28 protein-coding genes and 5 tRNA genes are annotated in these 26,198 nt (G+C 50.8%); 12 read left to right on the forward strand and 21 right to left on the reverse strand.

What is annotated here, in order from left to right; genetic code table 11:
* Positions 1-47 precede the first annotated feature (47 nt).
* On the reverse strand, positions 48-1,832 hold the full coding sequence (locus tag SH449x_RS12340) for a transglutaminase-like domain-containing protein (protein WP_482381634.1): 1,785 nt from the start codon (positions 1,830-1,832) through the stop codon (positions 48-50).
* A gap of 392 nt (positions 1,833-2,224) precedes the next feature.
* On the opposite strand from SH449x_RS12340, the gene SH449x_RS12345 reads away from it, so the two are divergent.
* A complete protein-coding gene (locus SH449x_RS12345; RefSeq protein ID WP_482381635.1) occupies positions 2,225-2,959 on the forward strand; it encodes a hypothetical protein in 735 nt (244 codons plus the stop codon).
* 52 nt (positions 2,960-3,011) lie between these two features.
* Here the strand turns inward: SH449x_RS12345 and SH449x_RS12350 are convergent, their stop codons facing one another.
* A complete protein-coding gene (locus SH449x_RS12350; RefSeq protein WP_482381636.1) occupies positions 3,012-3,554 on the reverse strand; it encodes a hypothetical protein in 543 nt (180 codons plus the stop codon).
* A 274-nt stretch (positions 3,555-3,828) separates the two neighbouring features.
* Between SH449x_RS12350 and SH449x_RS12355 the strand changes: the two genes are divergently transcribed.
* The 5 genes from SH449x_RS12355 (at position 3,829) to SH449x_RS12375 (ending at position 7,192) form a co-directional block, all read left to right on the forward strand.
* Positions 3,829-4,638 carry a hypothetical protein gene (locus SH449x_RS12355; RefSeq protein ID WP_482381637.1) on the forward strand — a complete coding sequence of 270 codons (810 nt, stop codon included), beginning with the start codon at positions 3,829-3,831 and terminating at the stop codon, positions 4,636-4,638.
* A gap of 75 nt (positions 4,639-4,713) precedes the next feature.
* Positions 4,714-5,145, forward strand: a complete 432-nt coding sequence (locus SH449x_RS12360) for a hypothetical protein (protein WP_482381638.1) — start codon at positions 4,714-4,716, stop codon at positions 5,143-5,145.
* Between the two features lie 7 nt (positions 5,146-5,152).
* A complete protein-coding gene (locus SH449x_RS12365) occupies positions 5,153-5,659 on the forward strand; it encodes a TadE/TadG family type IV pilus assembly protein (RefSeq protein WP_482381639.1) in 507 nt (168 codons plus the stop codon).
* A 6-nt stretch (positions 5,660-5,665) separates the two neighbouring features.
* On the forward strand, positions 5,666-6,724 hold the full coding sequence (locus tag SH449x_RS12370) for a vWA domain-containing protein (RefSeq protein WP_482381640.1): 1,059 nt from the start codon (positions 5,666-5,668) through the stop codon (positions 6,722-6,724).
* Positions 6,725-6,805: 81 nt separating this feature from the next.
* Entirely contained in the window at positions 6,806-7,192 is a 387-nt protein-coding gene (locus SH449x_RS12375) for a TadE family protein (protein WP_482381641.1), read from the forward strand.
* Here SH449x_RS12375 and SH449x_RS12380 read toward each other — a convergent pair.
* The 3 genes from SH449x_RS12380 to SH449x_RS12390 all read right to left on the reverse strand — a co-directional run bounded on the left by SH449x_RS12380 (position 7,189) and on the right by SH449x_RS12390 (position 11,188).
* On the reverse strand, positions 7,189-9,030 hold the full coding sequence (locus SH449x_RS12380; protein ID WP_482381642.1) for an SLC13 family permease: 1,842 nt from the start codon (positions 9,028-9,030) through the stop codon (positions 7,189-7,191). The two genes, SH449x_RS12375 and SH449x_RS12380, sit on opposite strands and share 4 nt — an antisense overlap.
* 36 nt (positions 9,031-9,066) lie before the next feature.
* The gene (locus tag SH449x_RS12385; protein ID WP_482381643.1) at positions 9,067-10,203 is read right to left on the reverse strand and encodes a D-TA family PLP-dependent enzyme; all 1,137 of its coding nucleotides are present in this window, start codon (positions 10,201-10,203) and stop codon (positions 9,067-9,069) included.
* Between the two features lie 70 nt (positions 10,204-10,273).
* Positions 10,274-11,188: a LamG domain-containing protein gene (locus SH449x_RS12390; protein WP_482381644.1), complete on the reverse strand. Its 915-nt coding sequence runs from the start codon at positions 11,186-11,188 to the stop codon at positions 10,274-10,276.
* A gap of 281 nt (positions 11,189-11,469) precedes the next feature.
* On the opposite strand from SH449x_RS12390, the gene SH449x_RS12395 reads away from it, so the two are divergent.
* Complete coding sequence (locus SH449x_RS12395; RefSeq protein WP_482381645.1) at positions 11,470-12,546, forward strand: methyl-accepting chemotaxis protein; 1,077 nt, start codon at positions 11,470-11,472, stop codon at positions 12,544-12,546.
* A 30-nt stretch (positions 12,547-12,576) separates the two neighbouring features.
* Entirely contained in the window at positions 12,577-13,473 is an 897-nt protein-coding gene (locus tag SH449x_RS12400) for a DNA cytosine methyltransferase (RefSeq protein WP_482381646.1), read from the forward strand.
* Positions 13,474-13,583: 110 nt separating this feature from the next.
* Here the strand turns inward: SH449x_RS12400 and rplL are convergent, their stop codons facing one another.
* From rplL to SH449x_RS12460, 12 genes are all read right to left on the reverse strand, one after another.
* On the reverse strand, positions 13,584-13,988 hold the full coding sequence (rplL, locus tag SH449x_RS12405; RefSeq protein WP_482381647.1) for a 50S ribosomal protein L7/L12: 405 nt from the start codon (positions 13,986-13,988) through the stop codon (positions 13,584-13,586).
* 96 nt (positions 13,989-14,084) lie between these two features.
* Complete coding sequence (rplJ, locus tag SH449x_RS12410) at positions 14,085-14,618, reverse strand: 50S ribosomal protein L10 (RefSeq protein WP_482381648.1); 534 nt, start codon at positions 14,616-14,618, stop codon at positions 14,085-14,087.
* Positions 14,619-14,645: 27 nt separating this feature from the next.
* The gene (gene rplA, locus SH449x_RS12415) at positions 14,646-15,326 is read right to left on the reverse strand and encodes a 50S ribosomal protein L1 (RefSeq protein WP_482381649.1); all 681 of its coding nucleotides are present in this window, start codon (positions 15,324-15,326) and stop codon (positions 14,646-14,648) included.
* A 20-nt stretch (positions 15,327-15,346) separates the two neighbouring features.
* The gene (gene rplK / locus SH449x_RS12420; RefSeq protein WP_482381650.1) at positions 15,347-15,772 is read right to left on the reverse strand and encodes a 50S ribosomal protein L11; all 426 of its coding nucleotides are present in this window, start codon (positions 15,770-15,772) and stop codon (positions 15,347-15,349) included.
* A gap of 202 nt (positions 15,773-15,974) precedes the next feature.
* Entirely contained in the window at positions 15,975-16,556 is a 582-nt protein-coding gene (gene nusG, locus SH449x_RS12425; protein WP_482381651.1) for a transcription termination/antitermination protein NusG, read from the reverse strand.
* Positions 16,557-16,805: 249 nt separating this feature from the next.
* Complete coding sequence (secE, locus tag SH449x_RS12430) at positions 16,806-17,270, reverse strand: preprotein translocase subunit SecE (protein ID WP_482381652.1); 465 nt, start codon at positions 17,268-17,270, stop codon at positions 16,806-16,808.
* Between the two features lie 37 nt (positions 17,271-17,307).
* A tRNA-Trp gene (locus SH449x_RS12435) sits at positions 17,308-17,380 on the reverse strand.
* 113 nt (positions 17,381-17,493) lie between these two features.
* On the reverse strand, positions 17,494-18,690 hold the full coding sequence (tuf, locus tag SH449x_RS12440) for an elongation factor Tu (protein ID WP_482381653.1): 1,197 nt from the start codon (positions 18,688-18,690) through the stop codon (positions 17,494-17,496).
* Between the two features lie 281 nt (positions 18,691-18,971).
* Positions 18,972-19,043: transfer RNA gene (locus SH449x_RS12445), tRNA-Thr, on the reverse strand.
* A gap of 22 nt (positions 19,044-19,065) precedes the next feature.
* A tRNA-Gly gene (locus SH449x_RS12450) sits at positions 19,066-19,136 on the reverse strand.
* Between the two features lie 180 nt (positions 19,137-19,316).
* Positions 19,317-19,398: transfer RNA gene (locus tag SH449x_RS12455), tRNA-Tyr, on the reverse strand.
* A gap of 94 nt (positions 19,399-19,492) precedes the next feature.
* Positions 19,493-19,565: transfer RNA gene (locus SH449x_RS12460), tRNA-Thr, on the reverse strand.
* Between the two features lie 397 nt (positions 19,566-19,962).
* Between SH449x_RS12460 and SH449x_RS12465 the strand changes: the two genes are divergently transcribed.
* Complete coding sequence (locus SH449x_RS12465) at positions 19,963-20,295, forward strand: MazG nucleotide pyrophosphohydrolase domain-containing protein (RefSeq protein WP_482381654.1); 333 nt, start codon at positions 19,963-19,965, stop codon at positions 20,293-20,295.
* A 502-nt stretch (positions 20,296-20,797) separates the two neighbouring features.
* On the opposite strand, the gene SH449x_RS12470 is transcribed toward SH449x_RS12465, so the two are convergent.
* Positions 20,798-21,238 carry a response regulator gene (locus tag SH449x_RS12470; RefSeq protein WP_482381655.1) on the reverse strand — a complete coding sequence of 147 codons (441 nt, stop codon included), beginning with the start codon at positions 21,236-21,238 and terminating at the stop codon, positions 20,798-20,800.
* 129 nt (positions 21,239-21,367) lie between these two features.
* Between SH449x_RS12470 and lysS the strand changes: the two genes are divergently transcribed.
* A complete protein-coding gene (gene lysS / locus SH449x_RS12475) occupies positions 21,368-22,954 on the forward strand; it encodes a lysine--tRNA ligase (protein WP_482381656.1) in 1,587 nt (528 codons plus the stop codon).
* 14 nt (positions 22,955-22,968) lie between these two features.
* On the opposite strand, the gene fliW is transcribed toward lysS, so the two are convergent.
* A complete protein-coding gene (gene fliW / locus SH449x_RS12480; protein ID WP_482381657.1) occupies positions 22,969-23,412 on the reverse strand; it encodes a flagellar assembly protein FliW in 444 nt (147 codons plus the stop codon).
* Positions 23,413-23,567: 155 nt separating this feature from the next.
* Here fliW and prfB point away from each other — a divergent pair.
* Together prfB and SH449x_RS12490 are read left to right on the forward strand one after the other, a co-directional pair.
* Positions 23,568-24,684 (forward strand): peptide chain release factor 2 gene (gene prfB / locus SH449x_RS12485; protein WP_482381658.1). Its coding sequence is split into 2 segments (ribosomal slippage): positions 23,568-23,639 and positions 23,641-24,684, totalling 1,116 coding nucleotides; the frame shifts between segments, so codons are not numbered across the junction.
* Positions 24,684-25,223, forward strand: a complete 540-nt coding sequence (locus tag SH449x_RS12490; protein ID WP_482381659.1) for a hypothetical protein — start codon at positions 24,684-24,686, stop codon at positions 25,221-25,223. Before prfB ends, SH449x_RS12490 begins: the two co-directional genes overlap by 1 nt.
* Before the next feature lie 46 nt (positions 25,224-25,269).
* Here SH449x_RS12490 and SH449x_RS12495 read toward each other — a convergent pair whose 3' ends face one another.
* Together SH449x_RS12495 and SH449x_RS12500 are read right to left on the reverse strand one after the other, a co-directional pair.
* Positions 25,270-25,752 carry an ExbD/TolR family protein gene (locus SH449x_RS12495; protein ID WP_482381660.1) on the reverse strand — a complete coding sequence of 161 codons (483 nt, stop codon included), beginning with the start codon at positions 25,750-25,752 and terminating at the stop codon, positions 25,270-25,272.
* Complete coding sequence (locus SH449x_RS12500) at positions 25,752-26,195, reverse strand: ExbD/TolR family protein (RefSeq protein ID WP_482381661.1); 444 nt, start codon at positions 26,193-26,195, stop codon at positions 25,752-25,754. The genes SH449x_RS12495 and SH449x_RS12500 overlap by 1 nt, the downstream gene beginning before the upstream one ends.
* Positions 26,196-26,198: the final 3 nt, after the last annotated feature.

Genomic DNA, 26,198 nt, shown 5'->3' on the forward strand with positions numbered 1-26,198 from the left:
TCAAGCCTACCAAACCGACGAGCAGTGATTGTGCGTGTCAGGAAAAATCAGTTCTCAAAAGCAATCGTTGCCTCGCTACCCAAACTGATCAATTTCGTGATCTCTCGACGCAGATCGGTTTCCAGGCGGCTGATCTCTTTGAGTTTGACTCGATCTAGCATTCCCGAGTTGGTCGGCTTGACAGGATCAATCGGCCACCACCAGTCTGCATAGTAATACTCAACCCAAGCACGGAAGCTCATTGTTGGGTTTGCATTGGACGAGTCAAATGCGTAGCCCAAAACCAATCGGGCAGGAATCTTTTGTTTTCTGAGCACAGCAATCAGCGCCATCGATTGCTCGACGGAGTTGAGACGGTTTGTAGGCAGTGCCAGATGCAACTTTCTCACTTGATTACTAAACTCTTCCGAGACATACCTCTGCGATAACGCTTCTGCAATAGCGACAACTCGTTCGTGCCCCACAAGGCTCGAATCTGTCGGTATCGATTGATCGAGGAGAGACGAGACAGCCGGCTTGCTTAGATCAAGCCAGTCCGCTAGGGAGCTATCAGCCGAGATAGGCTTGTCGGAAGCATCAATACCTAACGGGAGTTCTTCACGATCTTGAAGTCGAAACAGAGTAACTTCTGCGGTAAAGGCGTTCAGCGACCGAACTCGCTGGTTGCAGCGATTAGAAATCAGCTTGTAGGGATCCGACTTCGACATTTGCATTTTGTAAGTCAATTGGCTCTCCTTGGCTAGGGCAGCGGAGTACAAGTCCAATCGCTGAGGTTCTACCAGAAAAGCAATCTGCTTTGAGGAAACAAGCGAGAGGTCAAAGTCGCTTTCGACATCCTTGTAGGTATCCTGCTCCACTTGAAAGGTACGAATATCCGTCGCTGGAATGTAAGTCTTTAAGAGGACACCATCCTCATCGCTCCACAGAATGGATTCGCTTATCGCCTCTCCCGCCTGATTCGAGACTGAAATTTCACGCAAGAGCTTAGACTTGCCGAGCATGGTAGGAGACTTATACTTCTCCCTGGCATCCAGCTTTGCTTCGACAATCCTCGCAGCGATCGGATCCAAAAAGCGAACCAATCTTGACTCGTTATCTCTCAACGGTTTTCGCATAATAGATTGTTCGATAGCGAAGGGGCCACGGATCTGGCTTTCCCAGACAATCTCAGCCCTCTGCTTGGTGCCGTTCGCAACCAATTCCAAGATGGCCTTTGCACCTTCGATTCTAACTACAAGATTCTGATTATTCTCATTAGAAACCGTCCTCGCCGTCAGACTGACGAGTTCCCCATTGGCACGCTCAATGGAAGTAAGCGTGTATTCCTGACGCTGGTATTGCCCATCTCTCGTAAAGCGAACCACGCTACGCAGTTCGTTCGTGACCAGCGAATCCACTCCGCGATTGGTTGATGTTGTTTTTCTTGCCGTATAACCAATCGGAGCATTACCTTTGTAAAGGACCTCCCAACTTAGTATCGGCGTGGATAGATCAAACATCCAGGGCGAGCTAGGATCATCCTCTATCAATTCGGACGAACTGGAGATATCAGGCACCGAATCAATTTTCAAAACGGCATCGCTTCTCAAGCTGGATGGAGCTGCTCGCTGTGGATCGATTTCCTTCTCATCGACAGCACCTTTAATCGTTCCTTCCTCCACATTGAGACGGAGTAGTTCGGTCGCACGGTTAGCGATGGTCTCTGAATCGGTCGTGTTGACAGCAACCCCTTGGGGTTCGCTGGAACGCGTAAGTTCTCGCAACAACTCATCAGAGCGATTAAGCCCCTCGGTTTTATTTTGGCATCCTAAAAGCAGAATGACGGTGGACATCAATACAACACTCTTTATCCAATCAAACAAGCTGGCAGCTTCTATTGACTTCGATGGGGGCGTTAAGCAACTCTTCATCTGGGAATAGGGAGGGTACATAGTAAATCGATATAGTTCTCAAAGCTCCGACAAGGGACTTAGGTTGCGAAAACCATTCTTCACACCTGTCATCCAGACTACTAAATGTAACCCAAATTTCCGTCCTTAAGCATACGACTTGCCCACAAAACGAGGCTTGCCGAAATCTAGCCCGATTGTAGCGATTGTAACGACGCAAAAATAAACGGTTTTCTTGCATATTCCAAAACTATTCTACGAACCTGACCTAACTTTGGTTGTTCCGCACCGGATGGGGAACGCGTATATGTTGAACAAAACCCGTACTATTGAGAATGATGATGGGAAACGCTTCTGGATTCCCCAAAAGCAAAAACAGCACCCAGGCCGAATCGGCCCCAAGGTCAACCCCAACTTCGAGCTTTGCAAAACTGACCAACGAAGAGCTCGAAGCTCACATGGGTGTTTTTCGATATGGTGCATTCGATCTAACCGACGCGGTTCGCCCGTCTTACGACCTGCAAGTTGTACCGAGACAGGGGTTTCGGTATGATTCGTATGTCGATCCCAAGAACAATATTGACGTCCCTGTAATCATGGCGTCGGCATCACGGGAACGGCTCTTCGACCTGCTTCTAGATCTTATCGACAGCCTGGGCGACGAAGTCGATGTCGTGTTAGAGACCAGTCACCAAGGAGAGTCCGATGAACACAACGATCTCTATCGTGAACATATTGATGTGCCTGTTTTGAAGAGCATACTCTGCGATCACGAAGAGCTGATCTTGAACGACGGCTGCACCGGAATAGCAGTACTGAATCCCCGAAAGCAACAAGAGATTCAATTTGATGAACACAAAATGATACTGTGCTACGGTAAGCCTCTAGATGGCTTCGAAAAGATTCTCATCGAACATGATGTTTACCCGGATGATTCCATTCGATTCATTTCCGAAGCGGAACACGTCCATTGCAGCAGTGACAAATTCACGAGCGAATTCGAAAAGCTGACGGCTGCTCTCGGTATGGATGAGGCTAGACGACGGGGTGCAGACGCCGATCTCATCTGAGATTAGCGTTGGTACACAGTACAGCTCGACGATCAGTCTGAATATCGAGGCCTCATTCTTTTCCTAGAAACTCGAATGTCGCCTCTTTATGTTGGAAATCAACCACCAGCCATCGTTCGTTATGCTTCTCAAGATCTAATTGCACCCAACGAGGAATCTTGCCCGGCATAATATCTGTTTGAACCTCAACATAGACGTTCATTCGCACTCTCGCCGCCGGTTTGTTGCCGACTTTCGATAACTCGATAGCATGTACCCCTGTAACTTTGGCTACCTCAAACTTTAGTCGCGGAAGCATCGAAACGGCTGACGCAACCTGTTGGGTATGATCCGGGTGTATGCGATTTTTCACCGCCTCAAAGCGGTTATCTTGAAGCTCTGCCGCTGCCTCTTTGAGGACTTTGCGAATCTGTTCGCGGTCTGTCTCTACGTATAGATTCAACCAGATCAAAAGAAGGGTCAGAACAAGCATGCCTAATGCCAAGTACGCTGCAACTTTATGCCCGGTCTGGATCCACCCAAATAAACTCAAACCTGTGAGCAATGCTCCTAGAGTTCCGATGATGTACGGGTGTTCAAAGAAGTACTCTGACATGGTTTTGACCGTGTGTTAAATCTGAATCAACAAATCCTGAAGGGCCTGCACGAGACGGAACAATTGACACCAATCTTCGAAACTGACCATACCGCTATTCTAAGCAATCGACTGCTTGCCGTGTCGACTTTTCTGTTACCCCGAAAACCAGGGAAGAAAATTCGTGAAAAAGTACTCCCACTCGCATGTGTAACCTACGCTTCGAAAGCCTCGTAATCGAGAACTCTACTATTTGTTGGACTCGCTCCTGTAAGAAACTGCCATGTTGGAAACTATGCGAAAATATTGGATCGGTGGCCTAGTACTGGTCATGGTCGGTCTGCATGCGAGCATAGTCGGTCTAATCCGCTATCAGGCCTCGCAAGCCAAGGTGGACATTTCCTGCGAAGTCGATCTTGGACTCTTTCTGGCATATCCGAACGAAAACAACGTTCCGGTCTCCATGCGCCTCCACGCTATTGTGCCCGTGAACCATCGAGTTAAAAGTCGTCAGCTCATCGAACTGAACCAAGCCCAGATTCGCCAATCGATCGAGGAGCATATCCGACAGGTGGATCATCGTGTATTGCGCGACCCCTACCTGTCCGATCTGCGAACACAGTTGCTCGATGTGCTTGTACAGACTATCGGTGCAGCCTCAATTGAAGATCTAGCAATCACCGAACTCCAGAAGACGAGCATGGAATATGGTCTATCCTTTACCAACACGAGCCATCCACGTCGTCCAAAGCTGGTCGCAACCTTGAGGCATGAACTCAAGACTGATCACGAAGAGGAGCATGGACATAATGAGCACGGACATGATGAGCATGGAGATCAACATGACCAATCAGGCCATGGATCGGAATCACACTCGGATGGCGCTCACGAAGACGATCACCACGGCGGATCAAACTCCCATGATTCCACAGGCGGACACAAATCTCAGGATCCCCATGCCTCGAGCCACGGCACCTCTCATGGTGGTCATGGCGAGGGCGATGGGCATGCGAAGCCAAAGGCGAAAGCGGCCGTAAAGTACACCCCGGGAATGGGTAAGAAAAAGAAGGAAGCCGAAAGCGGCGGTCACGGATCCGGGCACTAGCCAGGCAAACGTAGTCTACAGGTTAACGATTTCACTCGAGCAGCAGTCATTTAAATTCACCGGATACCAATCACTATGAAATCAAGCTTACGAAGTCGATTATTTATCGATAGCCCTGTCCAGATGATGCTGGTTGGGCGTGTCCTGCTCCATTGGTTGATTTTTTTCGGACTGTTCTTCCTCACTCTTCTGACAATAGAGTACTTTCTCCGAGATCCGGGCGTGACACTATTGGATTGTGTTTCGAACATCCGAACCAAGCATTCTGTTGTAATCGTTCTTTCGATCGCTTTATTACCGGTATTTCTTTATGACACGATCAAAATGAGCAATCGTTTCGTTGGTCCAATCTACAGGTTCCGTAAGAACTTGAAGTCGTTGGCCGAGGGAAAAGCAGTTGAAGAGATGAACTTCAGAAACAAGGATTTTTGGGCCGAATTGTCTAGCGATTTTAATCAGGTTGCGAAGCGACTTAATCAACAAACCAATACCAGTTCCCGGAGCTAGTGCCAGCATGGGTAACCAGCATTTTCTCGCAACCCTTTGGCGAATGATCGACCGTGCTTCCCCCTCGGATCGGTGCGAAATGTCGAGCATGAATTTGACGCACTCGACCATAGGCCGTCAACAGCTGCTGCCGAGGAAGCGACGCGGTGCCGCCGTCGTAGAAATGGCGGTTTGTTTACCCGTGGTCGTGCTAGTAGTGTTCGCTTCACTCGAGGGGGCAAATATGCTCTTCGTAAGGCAAGCAACTGTGCAGGCCGCTTACGAGGCAGCAAAGTTTGGGAGTCGTCGAGACGGTACACGTGTGCATGCAGAGCGGCTAGCATCCGAGGTGTTGTCAGCAAGAAGAATCAATAACCCGACCATCACCTTCGTGACGGGTGACCCCGCTCGTAACCGAAGCGGGACAGACATCACAGTTCGCGTTAGCGTCAACTCCGACGATCGGCTCATTACGGGGTTCCGCATCTTCTCCGGTCGACGGATTGAAGCAACTGCAACTATGCAAAAGGAATAGGTAACTGTGAAAAATCCAACAAGACTTAATTCTCGATACCCAAGAAATGGACGACGCGGTGCAATGGCCATCCTAATGGCTGCCGTGATGATCCTGCTCTTTATCGGAGCGGTATTCAGTGTGGATACTGCTTATATGCATATGGTTCGAGCCGAACTAAGAACCGCAACAGATGCAGCTGCTAGAGCTGGCGCCAGCACTCTGTCTAGAGAACAAGACCCTGTGGCTGCGAGGATCGCTGCTATCGAATACGCCAGCAAGAATCGTGTTGCCGGTCGGAGTCTAACCATTCTTCCTAATCAGATTAGTTTTGGAACGATCCGCGCCCAAGGTCAAAAAATCGAGTTTGTTCCCACGATAAACCCTTTAGTTGCCGTTCGTGTCGATGGACGGCGCGACGACACATCGCCAGATGGAAACGTCACGTTATTCTTCGGCTCACTTCTCAATGTAAATCGATTTCAGCCTCGGATGTCTTCAACCGGAGCCGCCAACGTCAGGGACGTTGCTCTAGTGCTGGATATCTCAGGCTCCATGGCGACTCGGTTAGGATCCGGAACTCGGCTATCCGCATTGAAATCTGCTGTGAGCGTGTTCCTTGCCGAGCTGACGGACTCTAGTCCATTGGCGCAAGTCTCTCTCAGCGTGTATTCGACGACCTCTTCACCTATCACACAACTTACGGATGATTTTTCACTCATCCAAAATCAAGTCAACGCGCTGCCTGCGACCGGACTCACCGCTATCGGGCTGGGACTGCAAACAGGAATCGATTCGCTAAGATTCGACCCTAACACTCGCCCGTTTGCTGCTAAGACCATCGTTCTAATGACAGACGGAATTCACAATAGAGGAGTCAGCCCCCTCATTACCGTTGGAAACGCAGTCGCTAATAACATGACAGTACACACGATCACCTTTAGTCGAGATGCAAATCAAACTCTCATGCGACAAGTCGCTCAAGCTACACAGGGTGGTTTGCATTTTCACGCCGATGATGCCGAAGACTTGAATGCCGTTTTCCGGGAGATTGCAAAGAATCTTTCCGTGGTGCTGATCGAATAAAGATCGGTCTCCCAAGTTTTTTCTGCACCGAGGTATTGGCTTATGAAACTATCGAAAAAGAGAATCAAAACGAAAATGACGATGTCAAATCGTCAAGGCGCAACAGCAGTCGAGTTTGCAATGACCGCTCCCATAGCCTTTCTGCTTTTGTTTGGTGCATTGGAACTAGGTCATGCTAATATGGTCTACCACTCCGCTGAGGCTGCCGCTTACGAAGGGGCCCGAAAGGGAATCGTGCCAGGTGCCACTGCGGCAGAATGCATTTCGCAGACCGATGATATGCTGAGACTTTGCAGGGTTCGCGGTGCAACTGTCACGGTGACGCCAAACAATCTCACACCTGCCGACCTCAATGTCACTGTACGAGTCGAAGTCCCCTACCGAGACAACTCCATCGTCGTGCCATTCTTCACGAGGAATCTGGTCATCAACCGTGAGTGCAAACTCAGCCGGGAACGTGGAAACTAAGTTGGAGACGGTGTCGCTGGGACCATCCAGAAAAGAACCAAGAACACCGAAACGATCATGACCAATAGGGAAAAAGGAACCCCTATCTTAAGAAAATCCACAAACCGATATCCACCCGGCGTCACGACGAGAGTATTGACGGGAGATGAGACCGGAGTCATGAACGCTGTGGAAGCAGCGAGCGCAACCACCATCGCAAAAGGATAAGGGGATTCGCCGAGTCGATCAGCGACCGACAGTGCAATGGGAACCATCAATACAGCCGTCGCTGTATTGGAAATGAAAAGGCCCAGAAGCGATGTGGTGAAAAAGATTACCAGCAACACACCAAACACCCCAGATCCCGAGGTTATCATAGCCAGCCCGCTCGACGCCATCTCGACGCCACCAGTTCTCGTCAATGCGATAGGAAACGGTAGCATGCCAACAATGAGAACAATCGTCTTCCAATCAATGGACCTATAAGCACTTTCGAAATCGATACACCCAAAGGCCCCCATCAAGATACAACCAATCAAGGCGGCCTGGACGTTGGGGACAACCCCAGAAACCATCAATCCAATCACCACCAACAACACCGCCAATGCTTGCCACAAACGACCGGGTACAGGCACAACCTCTTCGAATTCCTGCGGCAAATGTAACGGAACCAAATCTCGACCTGCTTGAGAAATCGCCCCCCGGATGGATTTCCAAGGTCCGATGACCAGCAGGGTATCCCCCACTCTTAACTCTTCATGTCGTAATTCGGATTCTATAGCAGTAACTCCACGCCGCAATCCAATCACCGAAACGCCAAATCGGCTACGGAATCCGGATTGCAACAAAGTCTTGCCGACCAGATCCGAATCGGCGGTAACGATCAGCTCCGCCATGCCAATCTCCTGTGTGCGATCCGTGAAGTGAGTTCCCGTTAGAGGTAGCAAAACTAGCTGGTATTTGTCCGCCATGGATTCAATATCTGCGGCGACGGCATACAAATCCAAGAGCAGAATGTCGCCTGCTTGGATCTCTGATTTAGCAGTGGGATGCAGTAACTGCCTATCGCGCTGAATCGCGACAAGATTCGCCCCGGACTCCTCTCGCAAATTACAATTCTCAATTTTGAGCCCTACGAGGGAAGAGTCTGGCTTGACCAATAAGCGATGCTCGCGACCTGCCAAATGGTACTTCTCGACCCATTGTTTCAATGTGGGACGCCCCGCATTACCGTTAGCTCCATTGCCATTACCTTTAGGTAACCACCTTTTGGCAAAGAGCATATAAATCACGGCCAGTCCCAAAATGGGAATTCCGAATGGAGTAAAACTAAAAAAGGAAAACCCCTTTTCCCCACGTCGCACAAGCTCAGCGTTGACCACCAAATTAGGTGCTGTAGCGACCAACGTCGTCATCCCACTTATCAATGCAGCCATACTTAGAGGCATCATCAACTGACTAGGCGAGATACCCGTCCGTCTACAAATCCGAATCACGACAGGGATAAAAATTGCTGTCACGGCGGTAGAACTCATTGTTGCCCCCAACAAACAGACGGAAACCATCAGCAAAACAATCAGTCGATTCTGACTAGTTCCCGCAGTCGCCACGAGCCAATCTCCGATCTGCCGGGCAACACCTGTTCTTACTAACCCCTCACCGATGACAAACATTGCCGCAATCAACACGACGTTCGGATCACTGAAGCCAATAAGAGCTTCCTTGATCTCAATAACTCCCGTCAGCGGCAAGGTGCATATCACAAGCAGTGCGACGAAATCCATTCGTGGTTTATCGATGGTAAACATCACGACCGCTACAAGAAGCACCAACAAAACCAGTACGAGCTCCAGGGACATCAGTTCTTCCTAACTATTCCGTGTTAGAGTGCTGCGTTAATTGGTGACAGTTAGCATTCGATCGCGGGCTTTCACTCGCCAAGTCTCTACAGCCGAGTGATCTCGTACGACCCACACATGACTATGCAGAGCAACTGTCGGACAAATATGCTTTGGAATGCCATAAAAAACAGATCCGATGGGTATCTCCAGCGCCCTAGGTGTTTGAAGTACGAGATGCTCCTCACTATGTACAACCGGAATTGCGTCCTCCAAGCCAAAAAACTGGACTCTGGGATGAGGCATCTCAGATGCAACGGCTTTGTGCCCTAAATCTAAGCAAATGCGATCCTCTGTTGGTCGGCTAACCACTCTGGCCATGAGTACCGCAGCATTCAGAAAAGACAAGTTGGGGCAAGTTAACTCCTGACCAAAGTCCCAGAGAACCGTCGTGCCTGCACTGACCTGAATATTCTCACTCTGTTGAGCTGCGATCAAATGCGAGGTTGGGGTGCCCGACATCACAATAGATTTTACTGGTATGCTGTTGTTCACAAGGCGATCGCGAAACGCAAGCACCTGATCCAGCACCGACCGGGATTCGGGAACAAGCTCCTCAAGATCGGGAATGCCCAAGTGCCCGTCGTACGCATGAATACCCTCAAAATTGACGCGACCATCGCTCTGCGATTGCTCGTTCAAGTATCTACAAAGCTCGAATGCTCGGTCACCAATAACGATTCCTGTTCGGTGCATCCCAACGTTCAAGTCGATAAACAGATTGAGCCGACTCCCTTTATTGTTTAGTTGCCCTACCATCCAATCTAAATGGGATAGATCGTCAACGATGGACGAAAATTTTACGTCAGGAAACGACTCTATCAGCCCTAAAAATCGGCGAAAGTTATCTCCGACTAGCTGCATCGATAGCAAGATATCCTTGCCCCCAGCGTGGGCTACCATTTCGCATTCCGCAATGGTTGCCGCTTTAAACTTTGCAATCCCCTTAGCGAGCTTCATCCTTACGATCTCGGCCAGTTTGTGCGTCTTGACATGGGGACGAAGCTTGGAAGGGTCTTTTGTCCAAGCGATCATGCGATCCAAGTTCTCATTGATGCGATCTGGATAGAGAAGCAGGGCTGGAGTTGGGACTTCATCGGCGTTGTTTAGTTGCCACCAATTATGGGAACTCATGAGGGTTGATCGTACCTGGATCGGGAATAATTTTATCTTAAAGATAGTGCGGCAAGTCTCTGCAGAGCAACTATCTATCCGTTTGCGGAACAAGCATACCGGCCCCCTCCGGTAGTTGATATACGAATTGGATTTCGTCCGCTTCCAGGGCGCGATCAAAAATGGCAAGATCGTCCATAAGGCCGACATAATTCAAGCCAAGCATAATTGCCGCCTGATCGATATCCCAAGTAAATGTTTGCAGTCGAGGCGAGAGCGATGCTACGAGGAAGCCATCTAGGTAAAGCTTCGATGTCGCATCAGCCTTTTGGTTGTTGAAATTGGAGAAGGTGAAAGCAACGTGGGTCCACTTTCCTTTCTGAAACGGTGGATTCTCGACAGTTGCGAGCGGTCGCTTCTCGGGAGGGATCGCAGCAAAATCTGTCCCATCTGGGTTCCATACTTGCTTGTCAGCGTAGACCCCCAAACGGAAGGGAACTTTGCTAGATCGTTTCTCAAACTCCACAAAAAACGCTGCGTCATCCCACTGCTTTGAGGTGATTTGGATTGGATCGCAAAAACCTTCTCGCAACTCAGTGATCGGGTCCGTGTTGAGCCAAAAGGAAACAGTTCCAGAACGCCTCTCTGAGGGTGTCGGGAAGTTACGGGCTGCTTTGAAGAAGACGATTTCTTTCGATGGCCTGTCGAATCGAAGACAGCCAGAAAAACGTCCCCCCTCTGACAGCAACTGAATGGGCAACACACCGGCTGTCCAAGCTTTTGCCGTTGATCGATGGTCGATCGAAGTAGCTTCATGCAAGGTTGCTTCCCCTTTTGCGAAGGTAGCATCCACCTTGTTATCAAACGGAGCATGGAATAGTAGAGCCGAGGAAATTGCGACTCTCATGTCACCGTCCTGCGAGTAGACATGCTCTGTACCTATCGAGAAAGCGATTGCTAGGCCGATTAGCCACGCCGAAATGCTGCTATTGGATTTGTTGTGCATAGGACTTTGGTGAGGATGGGTTAATAGTACTCTTGGGTCAAACACGACATGCTTCTACCATCAGTATACCAATTCGCAGACGACTCGGTGTTTTTCGACAAAAGTGGAACAACCGGTCGGGCCGCCAAATGGTTGTCGGATTCCTGCGAAGTGGTCTTCAGAATCCAGGAAAGATCATCGATACCCCGCATCGTACGGTTCTTAACAATCTTGATTTAAGGCGGACTTCAAGGGAGTTGGATAGACAAAAAACCAGATAAATACACAAGCTAGGAGATTTCATGGCCCCAGAGATTCCTTGTAGCTCGATGTACGCATTGTCCCCCGCAAAGGATAAGGATAATCCGACTTCGAGTGTTCTTTCTATTATTGATGACCTTTCAAAAGCTCTCAACTTTGCAATTTGTGAGATTCGAGAGATCAACGAAAATGCAAAATTGCTGTCGCTGAACGCACGGATCGAGGCCGCTAGAGCCGGTTCCAGCGGAGCGGCCTTTGGTGTGGTGGCTCACGAGATGCAGTCCCTTTCCGAAAAAACGGCGGGGGTTGCTGATGAAATGGCTAACCAAACCACAAGTACTATATCTAATCTGCTCGATTTCATCGGTGGAAATGTTCGAGGTACCAGACTTGCCGATCTGGCGCTGTCCAACATAGATCTGGTGGATCGCAATCTCTACGAGCGAACTTGCGACGTTAGATGGTGGGCGACGGACGCCGCGATCGTTCAAGCTCTCATATCCCAAAGCGAAGAGGATTTCCGATTTGCATCAGAGCGCATGGGGTTGATTCTAAATGCTTACACGGTTTACCACGATCTCGTGTTATGCGATTTGAATGGTACTGTTGTTGCGAACGGCAGGCCACAAACCTACCGACTGAAAGGAAGAAAGGAAGCAAAGAGCTACTGGTTAACCAGTGCGTTGAAGCTAGCTTCGGGAGACCATTTCGTGTGCCAACCGCCTCATGATTCCGAATTAGTACCGGGCGAAAAAGTAGCTATTTATGCGACTGCGGTTCGCGAACGAGGCTTATCCAACGGCAGACCAATCGGGGTTCTCGCGGTAGTATTCAATTGGCAAAGCTTGGCAAATGCGATTTTGAATAGCTCCGTGTTTGACCAAGAAACGTGGAGAATGTTCGTTGATGGGAGTGGTAACGTTCTGGCTGCATCACCCAATGTTCCACCAAATTTTCGCTTCCCGGTACAACGCTACGAACAAGTCTTTAAAATGCCTAGAGGTTATGTAGTGGATCAGTTTGAAGGAAAGGATGTGTGTATCGCCCATGCGTTATCACCCGGATTTGAGACCTACTCAACAGGTTGGCATTCCGTGCTTATCCAACCGTTGTACTAGAGCTTTATTCGTGCTGTCCGAGACAGTGCGATGAGATGTCTAGAACTTTTTTCCGGGATTGGAGGCTTTGCAGCTTCCTTTCCCGAGGTGAATATCGTGAAAGCGGTCGACATCGACGCGATGGCGACGCGTGTTTACCGAGCTAATTTTTCTCATCCTTGTGAAGCAAGAGAAATTGCCAGCCTGCCGACGGACTGGTTCGGTGCTATCGACGCGGACATGTGGTGGATGAGTCCCCCCTGCACCCCTTTTTCTCGAAAGGGCCTTTTTCATGATTTGGATGATCCGCGATCCAAAGCCCTGTCGCATCTCACCAATGTAGTGTGCGACGTCAAACCTATGACTATAGGTATCGAGAATGTCGTTGGCTTTGAGGACTCGCAGGCGTTTGCTCAACTAAGGTCTCGTTGGACTAGAGAAGGCTACAGGATCGAGGTTTGCCAGTTTTGCCCAACACAAATTGGCTGGCCTAACCGACGTCCGAGAGTCTACATCCTGGCAAGCATCGATCCGAAGATACGGCTGAATAGAACCCATGAGGTCGAACGCAACGTTTCAGTCGCCGATATGCTGGTCAACAAACCTGAGGAATCGATCACGGATGCCGATATGCCGCTACTCTGGCTGCCCATAGAGCTGGCAAACCAATACAAAATGGCAATTGACAAAGTAGATGGCAGTGATCGAGCAGCGGAAACAGCCTGCTTTACTTCATCCTACGGAAGAACAGTCATTCGGTCGGGTTCCTATTTGAGGGTCGGCGATCGATACCGTCGCTTTGTACCGAGAGAAGTGGCGAGGCTACTCGGGTTCGAGGATAGTTTTCAGCTCCCCCCATTTCTTGACCTGCGTACGGCTTGGCGCTTGCTCGGGAATTCTCTGAGCATCAAAGCAATTAGACACCTCTTCCGAGACGTGTTTCCATAAAAAAAGGCCACCTCTTTTGAGGCGGCCTCTTTCTTATAGCATAGAAACACCGTAACAATGCGTTAGCATATTTAGGACGTGTACGCGTTGAACTTGTACGAACCGGAAAACTACTTGAGTTCTACAGTTGCACCAGCCTCGGTGAGCTCGGCCTTGACCTTCTCTGCGTCTTCCTTGGAGACTTGCTCCTTGATCTTGGCAGGAACGCCTTCGACCAACTTCTTCGCATCCATGAGCGAAAGACCTGTGAGGTTCTTGACAACCTTCACAACGTCCAACTTCTTGTCACCGAACGAAGTCATGATGACATCGAATTCGGTTTGGACCACAGCGGCAGCTGCAGGCCCAGCATCGGCAGGAGCGGCCATAACCACTGCACCGCCGGCTGCTGCCTCGATACCATGAACTTCTTTTAAATAGTCACTCAATTCCTTGGCTTGCTTGAGCGTCAGGCCGACGATCTTCTCGCCCAGGGTCGTGATCTCTTCCGCGAAAGCGGTTGCTGATTCAGACATAATTCACTAATCCTCAAAATGGAAAGAACTAACTAACGAAACTCACCGGCGAGAAAAAAACCGGCTGTTCAACCACGTACCTCAAAAAACTAGCGACTACTCGCCAGCTTCCTCCTGGTTCTCGATCATCTTCTTGACCTGACCAGCAATCTTGCGAGCTGGGCCGACCAATTGGCCAGAGAGTGTTGCTCCCGGCGACAAGATCTGACCAACAAGCATCGAAATTTGCTCCTGACGGCTCGGCCACTTGCTGACCTTCTTTACTTGGTCTGCAGTGAGCGCCTCACCATCCATCACCCCACCCTTGATCTCGAGTTTCGGGACGGTTCCCGAATCCACCAATTTGGTGATCTCCCGAGTCAAGGAAACAAAATCTTCACATCCCCAAATGACAGCCAAACTCCCTGTTTGGTTGTCAAACGCGGACCTCAACGATGTTCCCTCGGTAGCACGTGCCGCCATGGTGCGTTTCACCACCAACAGGCCGATCCCCTTTTCACGAAGGGTCTTGCGGATTCCATAATTCTCTTCGCCCGACATGCCAACAATGTTTGCAACGACCGCATCATTTACACCTTGCAGTCGATTGGCAATATCTCGAGCGACGTATTTCTTAACAAGCTTACTCATAGCTCCCTATTCTCCTTTGCAACGCGCCTAGCTGGCGACTCTCACACTTGGGGACATCGTGGCGCAGATTGCGATCGATTTGATATAAGTTCCTCGAACCGAATTCGGCTTGAGCGACTGAACAAAGGAAACAAAAGCGGAGATGTTCTCCTTGAGCTTGGTTTCATCAAAACTCAGCTTTCCGACAACCGCATGGACGTTCCCGCCCTTATCGTTCCGGAACTCAACCTTACCGGCTTTGTATTCTCTGACCGCCTTGGCTACGTCCGTGGTGACAGTACCGGCTCTCGGGGAGGGCATCAAACCTCGTGGTCCGAGCACTTTACCGAGCGGTCCGACCACGCCCATCATATCAGGGCTGGCGATACAAACATCAAAGTCTGTCCAACCTTCCTTGATCCTTTTGGCCAAATCATCTGAGCCTACTGTATCCGCACCCGCCTCTTCGGCTGCCTTCGCCAATTCACCTTTTGCGAAAACCACAACTCGCTGGGTCTTGCCAATCCCGTGCGGCAATACAACCGATCCACGCACAATCTGATCGGCCTGCGAGTTGTCGATTCCAAGATTCATATGAATCTCAACCGTCTGGTCGAACTTCCGCCCACCAAACTTCTTAAGTGTCTCTACCGCTTGCTGCAAAGGCACAGGGTCCTTGCCCGGTGTCTTAGCAAGCATCGCTTTCATCGCCTTGGTTGGTTTTACCATTTTATTGCTTGCTCCTCTGCTTAACCTTCGATCTCGATACCCATACTGCGGGCGGTTCCCTCGATCATACGTTTAGCATGATCAAGATCCCGGGCGTTCAAATCCGCCATCTTCTTTTTGCAAATATCCTCGACCTGCGCACTGGTCACCTTCGCAACCTTGACCTTGTGAGGTTCGCTCGAACCACTCGCAATCCCAGCGGCCATCTTAAGCAATGCCGAAGCAGGGGGACTCTTTGTGATAAACTCGAAGCTGCGATCAGAATAAACTGTCACAACTACAGGAATGGGAGTTCCGTTGAACTCGCGCGTTCGGTCATTGAACTGAGATACGAATTGTCCCAGATTGATCCCGAATTTACCGAGCGATGTACCAACGGGAGGAGCAGGAGTTGCCTTGCCCCCTGGCACCTGAAATTTTGCTTGTCCTACGACTTGCTTGGCCATGTGTCCGTGAACCTTGTGTCGTTTGCCTAAATATTATGTGTTAGCCGCACTTCCAATAAGCAAATCGTTAAAACCTGCTTACTAGAATTTCGGACCCGATTTCGTCTGCGAACCGTTCTAATCATCCCCGTTCATGCTGGGTAACTCAGCGAAGTAAAACGAACATCACGCTCAATTTCTTCACGTCAAACCAACAATCTACTTACAAGGACTCAACCTGCCAGTGATCCAACACGACCGGAGTACTGCGACCAAAAATATTAATGATCACCGTAACACGACCGTTAGCTTCGTCGATTCGATCGACATCACCCTCCAGGCTCTGGAAGTTTCCTTCCTTTACCCGTACCCGATCACCGGGCTTGAACGGAATCGCCGTCTTAAGTGCCTGGTCCTCGTCCGCGTCAGGATATGCAAGCTTGAGGATTCGTTCTACATCCTCGTCACTCATAGGTGTCGGCTTACCCGCCGAACCGGTGAAGTCACCAACGCCCGTGGTCTCTCGTACGAGAAACCAGGTGTCATCGTTGATCACCATCCGTATCACCAAATACCCAGGGTAAAGCTTTTTCTTTACAACCCGGCGCTTGCCTGCGCGTGTAAACTCCACAACATCTTCGGTCGGGACAAGAATTTCACCAAAAGACGACTGCAAGTGAGAGAGGCGTATCCGCTTCTCCAATGCCTCGCGAATGGTGTCCTCGCGATTAAACTGAACCTTAAGAATGTACCAGCGCATATCTGCACTAGCCGATTCAGTCGTTGATTCTGTGGAAGTATTCACTCGTAAACCTTGCGCCAGTGCTGACGAACCACCCCAACTCAGCCACATTTTGTAACTGGAGCCCGATGGATCTCCTGGCCCTTTCAATGCTTAACGCCTCAGACCGCCTGAGGAATTTTGCTTTGTATCTAAATGTATTTGTCGACCGTCGGGCGAAGATAATTTGTCAATTCCCTCGTGGCCAACGCTTTGATTTTGCAAACCCTGTTCGCACTCAAGCTCTGTTCGTCCGACACTTGCCCTAAATGCCTAACTGACACGCAACCAGTCAAAGATTGCTTGCCATAGCATGTCGAAACAAAACAGAATCGTTGCAATAAACGCCATTGTGAATATAACAACGCCAGCCGCCTTGTAAAGCTCATTTTTGGAAGGCCAGGAAACCTTGCTCAACTCCGCTTCCACATCGATCAAAAAGGAAGCAAAACGAGGCCAGCAAACAATACGAAACCCGATCCACATGCCGATCAAAGCGGTCAGAATCGGAGCTCCAATGATGATGTACTGGCCAGACGGAGATTCTCTTAAACCAGGGAGTATGCCGGACCGCAATGTCTCAAAGAGCTGCCAAGACCCCAGCCAAACGACAACCCAAATGGCAAGAGCGGTGAGCTGCCTAACAATTCTTCCCTGGCGAGCCTTGGTGACCCTCCCTGTGAATAGCTCGGCCCAAAAAGAACCGCCCGCTGAGGAATCTTCTGTTACTGCTGCCATAAAAACACTAATCTTCAAATTACGAATGATTCGTTAGCAGGGGCGGCAGGAATCGAACCCGCAACCCCCGGTTTTGGAAACCGGTGCTCTGCCAATTGAGCTACACCCCTAACGCAACCTGCCGCATCAGTTCGAGCGGCAGGCCTATTTTGTAGACGGAGCGAATTCCCCCGTCTATCTCTGTTTGAACAAAAACCCCCACCGAGGTCAGCTCTGATTATCGTTACTCAACGATCTTGGTAACAACACCCGAGCCAACGGTCTTGCCACCCTCACGGATAGCAAACCGAACGCCGTCATCGATTGCGACAGTCTTCTGGAGCTCTACCGTCACCTTGACATTGTCACCAGGCATGCACATTTCGGCGTCAACCAAGTTTGCAGTTCCGGTTACGTCGGTGGTGCGGAAATAGAATTGTGGTCGGTATCCAGAGAAGAACGGAGTGTGACGTCCGCCTTCGTCCTTGCTCAAGCAATAAACTTCAGCTTCGAACTTCTTGTGAGGAGTGATCGATCCTGGCTTCGCCAATACTTGACCACGCTCGATGTCTTCTCGCTTAACACCCCGGAGAAGGCAACCAACGTTGTCCCCAGCCTTACCTTCCTTCATTTCCTTGCGGAACTGCTCAACGCCGGTGACAGTCGTCTTCTTCTTCTCTTCCATCAAGCCAATGATTTCGACTTCTTCACCAACCTTGATCATGCCTCGCTCGATACGACCGGTGGCAACAGTACCGCGACCTTCGATCGAGAAGACGTCTTCAACTGCCATCAAGAAAGGCTTGTCTTCTTCTCGAGTCGGCTGAGGAATGAAGCTATCGATTGCAGCGATCAAGTCGGAAATGCACTGGCTAGCACCTGGATCGGCTGGAGCATCGTAAGCTGCTTTTGCGTTTCCACGAACAATCGGGGTCTCTTCCCCAGGAAATCCGTACTTGCTCAATAGCTCTCGGATTTCTAGCTCGACTAGCTCGAGCAACTCTTCGTCGTCGACCAAATCGCACTTGTTCAAGAACACAACGATCGCCGGAACGTCTACCTGACGCGCCAGAAGAACGTGCTCTTTGGTTTGTGGCATCGGGCCGTCAGCCGCACTGACAACCAAAATGGCACCGTCCATCTGAGCAGCACCGGTGATCATGTTCTTAATAAAGTCGGCGTGGCCGGGGCAGTCGATGTGAGCATAGTGCCGGTTTTCCGACTCGTACTCAACGTGCGATGCTGCAATAGTAACCGTCTTGGTCGCGTCCCGAACCGTTCCACCCTTGGCGATATCGGCATACGACTTCGCTTGCGCCAGCCCCTTAGCGGCCTGAACCGCTAGCAAAGCACCGGTGGTCGTTGTCTTGCCGTGGTCGATGTGACCGATTGTTCCTACGTTGCAGTGGGGCTTTTTACGCTCAAATTGCTCTTTGGCCATTATTAACTCACAACACCTAAACTAAAAAAACTCGAACACTGCGCCGCTGGGCTCAACCCGAATTGCTTGTCGTCCCGAGCAAGCACCGCTTGCCTCCGTGAGCAAGCACAACGCAACAGTTAGTTGACTACGCTCCGTCGAGTGATCCGTTTGCGACGATTCCTTGTCGCGACCGCCACCAAACCATTCGCGAAACCAGCCTATGATTCGTCACAGACTCCCGTCCCAAAGAACCGAAGCAGCAACAGGCAGTTTTCAACAAATAAGGCCAGTGTCGACAGAGCTGCTGATGGGACTTGAACCCATGACCTCTTCCTTACCAAGGAAGTGCTCTACCACTGAGCTACAGCAGCTTATCACTGATCAATCGCGGAGAGCGGGTGAAGGGAATCGAACCCTCGTATTCAGCTTGGAAGGCTGCTGCTCTACCATTGAGCTACACCCGCAAAATTTTCTACCGAACCCTTAGTTGTCTCTCGAATCACCTGAATTGTCTATATCAGTTTTGCAGATGCCCTCGATGGAGGACGGTTGGCCAACACCTCCGGGGCGAAGAACCGCCCTCGGTGGCAAAAAGCCAATTCGACTTCATCGAAAAACAGCAGGATCGAAAAACAATATTTCAGTGGGAGGTGTAGGATTCGAACCTACGTAGGCAATGCCAACGGATTTACAGTCCGTCCCCTTTAGCCACTCGGGCAACCTCCCATCTCAGCACCGGCTAGCAATCCTAACCGACACGCTTAACCAACCTCGCAACGCTCTCGGAAACGGTTACCGTACGCAATTTGCGCTGCACAAGAGCCGGCGAAGGGACTCGAACCCCCGACCAGCTGATTACAAATCAGCTGCTCTACCAACTGAGCTACACCGGCATCTTTTCCCAAAACCTCTCAAAACCACCTGTCGATCGGTTCAGAGTCGCACTAGTGTACAGATCGACCCTACCGCTGCAAGATGAATTCGGGATAGGTGATCATGCAATTTATGCGATTTCCAAGCCCAAATAGCCTCGGAACTTCTGCGAGCCCCTTACATCGTTTTCTAAACTAGACCCTCACCAGCAAATCAGCATAAATTTCAAAGGTTTGTATGCTATGCTGTCCTGCTGTTGTCCTTCCTGCTCTCGATAAACTCATACCAGGGATCAACATACACCAGGGACCGGATCAACCGCCAAATGGTTCGGCCCCGCTTGTTCTACATAAAATCCAGCCCCACCCCACACCTAGCTCGCAACCAAAAAACAGTTCGCTGCAAACACACGAAACCATGGATAGCTCGAAGAACCCTCCCCCCGATGTCGCACTCCGGGATTTCCAGGCCCTCATCAAGACGATGTATTACGAAAAAGACAGGGAACGAGGCGTTTCGGGCACCTTTATGTGGCTCATGGAGGAGATTGGGGAACTGGCTTCCGCACTCCGATCCAACCACGACCGAAACAATCTCGAAGAAGAATTCGCCGATGTCCTGGCGTGGCTTACCACCATTGCTAACGTTGCAGAAGTCGACCTGGCCGCAGCGATCGCAAAAAAGTACGGCAGCGGTTGCCCTGGCTGCTACAAACTGGTTTGTACATGCCCCAACAGCGAGAAGCCCTGAGCTTTGTAACTTTTTCCGATCTCGACTTTGCAAATTTTACAAAACCGCAAGCCTGAGCCTCGACAGCCCCTCGAATCGCCATCGGCCTAGGAGGAATAGGTTGACTAGGGAAGCTTTCCTGGGGCAAGATTGGCCAATATTCCCCTTTCCAAAAGTTTTTTGCCTTTGGCACGGCATCTGCATTACCAGTTCTTTCGAGCAGTTAGCTCAAAGGGGTCTCGGTGGAACCGAGAACACGCTGTCCTTGGCCGGTTGGTCTTGGTGGCCCCCGAACATGGACGTACCGTGACCTTAGCGGCGTCGAAAGTCCCTCGAGGACAAAACCGACAGACCTACTACCCTAGGTTGGGCCCTCCTTTCACGGTTGAAAAGGGGCTGTTTCGAAAGTCCGAAACAGCCCCTTTTTCGTTTTACCTGCAGCAGCCGAATCATTAAGCAGCTGCCCCCCCAAAACCTGCCAAACAATTCGCCTGAAAACCGCTAACTTGAAATTAGCAATTTGCTAACTGAGCCGGACCCACTCGCTGGAGAAATGTGGAGCTGGCGGGGTGTGCTTTTTCGCTGCCAGGTGAGGAAGGCAAAATGCCTTCTCCACCAACTCCAAAAGCACCTCAGGCTCGAAGGGCTTGGGCAAGCAATATACCCCTCCTGCCATATGCAATGGCTCGATCCAATGCGAATCGAAGTCTTCCGCCAAGAAGATGACCGGTAACTCCTTTGCCTGATGGTGCAGTCGAAGCGTGGTTGCCGATTCGGCCGCAGCCAGCGGATCGCGAGAGAACGAGTACAGAATCAAATCGAAAGCGATGGTCTCAACCGCTTGCTGAGCCACCTCAAGACTGCGGGCCATAAAACAGCGGTAGCCTTTCTTGTCGAGAATGGCAGCCATTCCCGTGAGCAGGAGTGGGTCGTTCTCGACAATCAGGAGCATCGGAGGTTTCATCGCTTGGTTTTCCTTGGCTTTTCCCTACAATCTGGCCCACTCAGAATTCTGAGGGATAGTAAGCAGATCGTCACGCGAAAGCCCTCAGCTTGAAGGTCTCGCACCGAACTTTAACCGAAAATCTTTAAAATGGCCGATTCGACAAATCATGACAACACCGGTTTAGGGGTTCACCAAGCATCTCGGCTGGAAAAGCTACAGAAGCTGACCGAACTCGGACTCGACCCGTGGGGCCAACGATTTGATCACCGCACCTTTATAAAGGACGTCCGGGCATTAGCAGGCGACGTGAAGTTCAAAAAAGCCGACGGTAGCATCGTTGAGCTGCCAGATTTCGAATCCGCCGCCGCGACTGGCACGCCGATCGACTACAAGAAGTGGAAAGCCGAGCAGGGAGAGGGAGAGGAAATCGGTCCAAGCGTTCGAGTCGCCGGGCGAATCATGCTGCTGCGGACCGCAGGAAAGCTTTACTTCGTAAACCTGCGCGACTGGACCGGCGATATTCAAGTCATGATCGCCAAAGGGGTAATCAACGACGAAGATTTCCAATTGATGAAGCTCCTCGACTACGGAGATTTGATCGGGATCGATGGACGGCTAGGCCGCACCAACACCGGCGAGCTAACCGTGTTTGCCACTAAGCTTCACTTCATGACCAAGACGCTCGAGCCACCACCGGAAAAACACGCTGGTCTGCAAGACCCGGAGCTTCGTCAACGGATGCGGTACGTCGACTTGACCTACAATCCCGAGTCGCTCGACCGGTTCCTCAAGCGTACCAAAATCATCCATTCGATTCGAAACACCCTGTCCAAGCATCAGTTCATCGAGGTCGAAGGCCCTACATTGCACACGATCGCTGGAGGAGCGGCTGCCCGGCCGTTCGTCACCCACCACAATGCCCTCGATATGCAACTCTACTTGCGCATCGCTTTGGAACTACACCTCAAGCGACTCATGGTGGGTGGGATCGAGCGAGTCTACGAAATGGGACGAGTCTACCGTAACGAGGGAATCAGCCCCAAACACAATCCCGAATTCACCATGATCGAATTGTATTGGGCCTACGCCAATTACGAGACCATGATGGATTTGACTCAGCAGATCATCGTGGAGGCGATCGAAGCGACCGGTCAAGGGTATCAGCTCAAGTGGGGGGATCTCGATATCGATTTCACCCCCCCGTTCCAGCGAAGAACCTATGCAGAACTGTTCGAAGAGCACACTGGGCTAAAGCTAAGCGACGATGCAGGCATTGAGCAGTACGCACGGAAGATTGGCATCAAGACCGATGGCAAACACCCAGACGTTATCAAGAGTGAAGTCTTTGAGGAAAAGGTCGAAGACTCGCTGATCGGACCGGTTTTCGTGACCGACTATCCAGCAAGCATATGCCCACTCACCAAGCGAAAAACGGGCCAACCCGAGATCGCCGAACGCTTCGAATTGTTTATTCACGGCATGGAGTTGGCAAACGCTTACACCGAGCTAAACGACCCGATTCTTCAAGAGGATCTGTTCCGGACGCAACTCGACGGGATGGCCGAGGAAGACTCGATGGCCAAGATGGATCACGATTTCGTACGAGCTCTGCGGCACGGAATGCCGCCAGCAGGTGGCTTGGGGATAGGCATCGATCGATTGATCATGCTCATCACCAATGCCAAGAGCATTCGCGATGTGATTCTGTTCCCGCTTTTACGTCATGAGAGCTAGAGCGAAACAAATCTCTACGCGGCGCGACGTGCCGGAGCCGCAGCGGCTAGGCTGATCGGCATCGCAGTTGGTTGGTCGTCCGTAACAACCAGCTGCGCCGCCAAATGGCGAGTCGCGTTGAGCAGGATGGGGCTCTTTAAGTTCGCCGTGAGTATGCTGCCGGTTTTGCTGACGACGCACAGAAAATAGATCTGATCTTCGTTGTGAAGATTGAGCGAAGCCAAATCGCGACGCTGAATGCGAGCTCGGTATTCAGGAATAAATCGCCGAGGGCTAATCACAGGCAAGGCGACGTTGGCGAGTGCCACAGATTGCAACCAAGCAACGGGCGATTGATCGTCAGTCGATAGCAGAATCCAATGGCGGCAGGTCTCAAAACCTATCAAGCCATGAGGCATAAGGAGCAGGTCGGCGTGGTCGACATCGATTTTTCCAAATCTTGATGTTTGAATTTGCATAGTGACACCGTGGACCGAAATGGATCTGTTATGGTACAATCGTAGCCATCGGCAAATTCATCCGGTCGACGTGAGTGCATTCGGGTCGAGAGTTCGAGTTTCCAGGAAACATTTTGATTATTTTTGTATCTCTCCCCTAATTTCTTTCAAGATTCATGAGTGATAGCAATTTGATTCGGCGAATTGACGAGATTCGCGGGAGGCTCGCGTCGCTGCGAGACGGTCTTTGACTTGCCTGCCAAACTTAAAGAGATCACTTCACTAGAGGCCGCCATGTCTGTCCCTGGATTCTGGGACGCAGCGGAAAAGGCTCAGCAAGTTGTTCAGCAACTCAAGGCTGCCAAGGGAACCGTTGAACCCTTAACGCAAGCCTTAAAGTCGTGCGAAGATATTGCAGAGCTAGCAACGATGCTGGACGGCGACCCGGCCGGCTCGGCTGAGGTTACAACTGAGCTAGAAAAGCTGACACTTGCGGTCGAACAGTTCGAATTGCAGTCACTTCTAAACGGTCCCAATGACAATTGTGGAGCCATTCTCTCCGTGCACGCCCGCGAGGGTGGTCTCGACGCGAACGATTGGGCGGAGATGATGCTCGGAATGTATGTCTCCTGGGCTCAAAAAGCAGGTTTGTCGGTGGAGTTGCTGGACCGCTATGACAATGAGGGGGCAGGAATTACGCAGGCTACGATTGCGATCCGAGGGCCGTTTGCCTACGGCTACCTAAAAGGTGAGGAAGGGATCCATCGCTTGGTTCGCATCAGTCCCTACAACGCCGAAGGAAAGCGTCAAACAAGTTTTGCAGCTGTCGACGTATCACCCGAGATCGAAGACACCGTCGAGGTCGAGATCGATGACAAGGATGTGCGTGAAGACGTCTTCCGTGCATCGGGAGCGGGGGGACAACACGTGAACAAAACGAGCTCTGCCATTCGATTGACCCACATGCCAACCGGAATTGTGGTGCAATGTCAAAACGATCGCAGCCAGCACAAGAACCGCGCACAGGCCTACAAGATGTTGCGTGCCAGACTAGCCAGAATCGAAGAGGCAAAGCGAGAAGCAGAGATCGCTGCCAAGCATCAGAACAAAAGTGTTACAGGGTTTGGTTCGCAGATTCGAAACTACTTCCTGCACCCAGACCAACGCATCAAAGACTCACGAACCGGTTTTCAGATGGGGAACTTTCACGCAGTCCTCGGTGGAGACATCCAAGGGTTCCTGGATTCCTTCTTGAAGTATCGGATGGCAAACTCGGCCGAGGTGCCAAGCTAATGGAATTGCAAGCAGGTGATCTCAAGGTCGAGTTTTTCAAGGTTGGCGATCGATTCTCTCATCGGTTGCTCGTGAAGCATGATGAGAATTGGTCGGTCTTTTTGGAATCGGTCGAGGGCTCCGATAAAGAGAGTTGGCCCGCCAGTCCGCCGTTTCAACAAATAGTTGCAGAGCCCATCGGCAAGGATGGACGGATGGTGCTTTTGGGGGTCGGTTTATCCGGAACCGGGCATTGGTCCGTATCGGTCGACGAGAACGATACGGGAGCACTCGTGTTCGATGTCGCCTGCCGCGTTTCAGGCGATTTCGGTTTCCTCGGCTCGACTTGGAAATTGGGGAAAGACTGGCAACTGGCGGACGCAGCAGAGGACCGTCTTTTACTCCAATCCCCGGATGGTCAAAAATCGCTAGAACTGGTCAGTTCGCACGGCAACCTTTTCCATGAACAAGCGGTCCCGCTTATCGGTTCGAAACCAACGGGTCGAGACACTTACCCTAAACCCCATCGCTGGGCGATTCGTTTGCAGAAATTGGCTTGAGCAGGTGTAACCCAAAGCGACCGTCGTGGTTACTAATCACTTCGTGCTATTGAGGTGTACGCGGGGGAGCGAACTTTACCTTCTCGATTAGCTTGACTACCTCGTCTCCTTGCAACTGACCAGTGACCGCTGTGATCGCCTCCACTACATATTGGTATCGCAGATCGTAATCCAAATCGATCTCTACCTCTTGGCCATCTTTGGGGTCGGGAGGAGCGACGCCGCCAGTCAGCTGGAGAATAAATCCTCGCAGCTTGGCGAAATCCGTTCCGAACGAGGTGGTACCATCGACGATGATATCCGCGAGTTCCCCCGCAGAATTCGCTCTCAGCCGAAGCTTGACAGGTATCATCGCATCCGAATCGGCCCCAGCTCCACCACCCAAGGGCATACGGATATTGAAATCCCCTTCTTGAGCGACAATCTTGAAAGTCATGATGAAGAAGATGAGCAGAAGAAAGATCACATCGATCATCGATGTTAACTGCAACTCTGCCTTGTCTTCATTTCGCCTACCGGTGAACTTCATTAGGAAGGCTCCTCTTCTTTGACTCTCAATGCGAATTGTTCAAAGTTGAGCTCTTGGCACTTCTTGATTAGCTCCTGAACAACTCCCCCCTTTGTATTCTGGTGGGCTCGGATAATGATCGTCGCGACCTTTGGTTGCTCACCCCTGGCCTTCAGCACCTCAATCTCCGTCCGTAGCAAGGGTGTGATCGTCTGCACGGTGGCAACATTTGACCCCATGTAGATCGTTGAGTTGGCATCGAGATGAATCACAATCGGAAACTTAAAGGGCACCTCGGCCGGTTTTGCTAATTCGCTCGAGGGGAGCTTGATCTTTTCGTTCTGATCGTCTTGGGAAAAGTTGATAAGAACCATGAAAAAAATGATCAACTGGAAAACCATATCGATCATTGGGGTCATGTCCCCCTCTGCCATCTTAGACAAAAACGTTCGCCTAATTTTCATGAT

Source organism: Brakhagea baltica (genome assembly GCF_052161605.1).
Taxonomy (GTDB): domain Bacteria; phylum Planctomycetota; class Planctomycetia; order Pirellulales; family Pirellulaceae; genus JBKCUI01.

Excerpts from the sequence above, each read along its gene's own strand:
- SH449x_RS12495 (WP_482381660.1), bottom strand. The coding sequence starts at position 25,752 with ATGAAGTTCACCGGTAGGCGAAATGAAGACAAGGCAGAGTTGCAGTTA.
- SH449x_RS12470 (WP_482381655.1), bottom strand. The coding sequence starts at position 21,238 with ATGAAACCTCCGATGCTCCTGATTGTCGAGAACGACCCACTCCTGCTC.
- SH449x_RS12395 (WP_482381645.1), top strand. The coding sequence starts at position 11,470 with ATGGCCCCAGAGATTCCTTGTAGCTCGATGTACGCATTGTCCCCCGCA.
- SH449x_RS12380 (WP_482381642.1), bottom strand. The coding sequence starts at position 9,030 with ATGTCCCTGGAGCTCGTACTGGTTTTGTTGGTGCTTCTTGTAGCGGTC.
- SH449x_RS12465 (WP_482381654.1), top strand. The coding sequence starts at position 19,963 with ATGGATAGCTCGAAGAACCCTCCCCCCGATGTCGCACTCCGGGATTTC.
- SH449x_RS12490 (WP_482381659.1), top strand. The coding sequence starts at position 24,684 with ATGGAATTGCAAGCAGGTGATCTCAAGGTCGAGTTTTTCAAGGTTGGC.
- SH449x_RS12375 (WP_482381641.1), top strand. The coding sequence starts at position 6,806 with ATGTCAAATCGTCAAGGCGCAACAGCAGTCGAGTTTGCAATGACCGCT.
- SH449x_RS12400 (WP_482381646.1), top strand. The coding sequence starts at position 12,577 with ATGAGATGTCTAGAACTTTTTTCCGGGATTGGAGGCTTTGCAGCTTCC.
- fliW (WP_482381657.1), bottom strand. The coding sequence starts at position 23,412 with ATGCAAATTCAAACATCAAGATTTGGAAAAATCGATGTCGACCACGCC.
- rplA (WP_482381649.1), bottom strand. The coding sequence starts at position 15,326 with ATGGTAAAACCAACCAAGGCGATGAAAGCGATGCTTGCTAAGACACCG.
- SH449x_RS12365 (WP_482381639.1), top strand. The coding sequence starts at position 5,153 with ATGGGTAACCAGCATTTTCTCGCAACCCTTTGGCGAATGATCGACCGT.
- SH449x_RS12355 (WP_482381637.1), top strand. The coding sequence starts at position 3,829 with ATGCGAAAATATTGGATCGGTGGCCTAGTACTGGTCATGGTCGGTCTG.
- SH449x_RS12385 (WP_482381643.1), bottom strand. The coding sequence starts at position 10,203 with ATGAGTTCCCATAATTGGTGGCAACTAAACAACGCCGATGAAGTCCCA.
- secE (WP_482381652.1), bottom strand. The coding sequence starts at position 17,270 with ATGGCAGCAGTAACAGAAGATTCCTCAGCGGGCGGTTCTTTTTGGGCC.
- rplJ (WP_482381648.1), bottom strand. The coding sequence starts at position 14,618 with ATGAGTAAGCTTGTTAAGAAATACGTCGCTCGAGATATTGCCAATCGA.
- SH449x_RS12350 (WP_482381636.1), bottom strand. The coding sequence starts at position 3,554 with ATGTCAGAGTACTTCTTTGAACACCCGTACATCATCGGAACTCTAGGA.
- tuf (WP_482381653.1), bottom strand. The coding sequence starts at position 18,690 with ATGGCCAAAGAGCAATTTGAGCGTAAAAAGCCCCACTGCAACGTAGGA.
- SH449x_RS12500 (WP_482381661.1), bottom strand. The coding sequence starts at position 26,195 with ATGAAAATTAGGCGAACGTTTTTGTCTAAGATGGCAGAGGGGGACATG.
- rplL (WP_482381647.1), bottom strand. The coding sequence starts at position 13,988 with ATGTCTGAATCAGCAACCGCTTTCGCGGAAGAGATCACGACCCTGGGC.
- SH449x_RS12340 (WP_482381634.1), bottom strand. The coding sequence starts at position 1,832 with ATGTCCACCGTCATTCTGCTTTTAGGATGCCAAAATAAAACCGAGGGG.
- SH449x_RS12345 (WP_482381635.1), top strand. The coding sequence starts at position 2,225 with ATGATGATGGGAAACGCTTCTGGATTCCCCAAAAGCAAAAACAGCACC.
- SH449x_RS12390 (WP_482381644.1), bottom strand. The coding sequence starts at position 11,188 with ATGCACAACAAATCCAATAGCAGCATTTCGGCGTGGCTAATCGGCCTA.
- rplK (WP_482381650.1), bottom strand. The coding sequence starts at position 15,772 with ATGGCCAAGCAAGTCGTAGGACAAGCAAAATTTCAGGTGCCAGGGGGC.
- SH449x_RS12360 (WP_482381638.1), top strand. The coding sequence starts at position 4,714 with ATGAAATCAAGCTTACGAAGTCGATTATTTATCGATAGCCCTGTCCAG.
- lysS (WP_482381656.1), top strand. The coding sequence starts at position 21,368 with ATGGCCGATTCGACAAATCATGACAACACCGGTTTAGGGGTTCACCAA.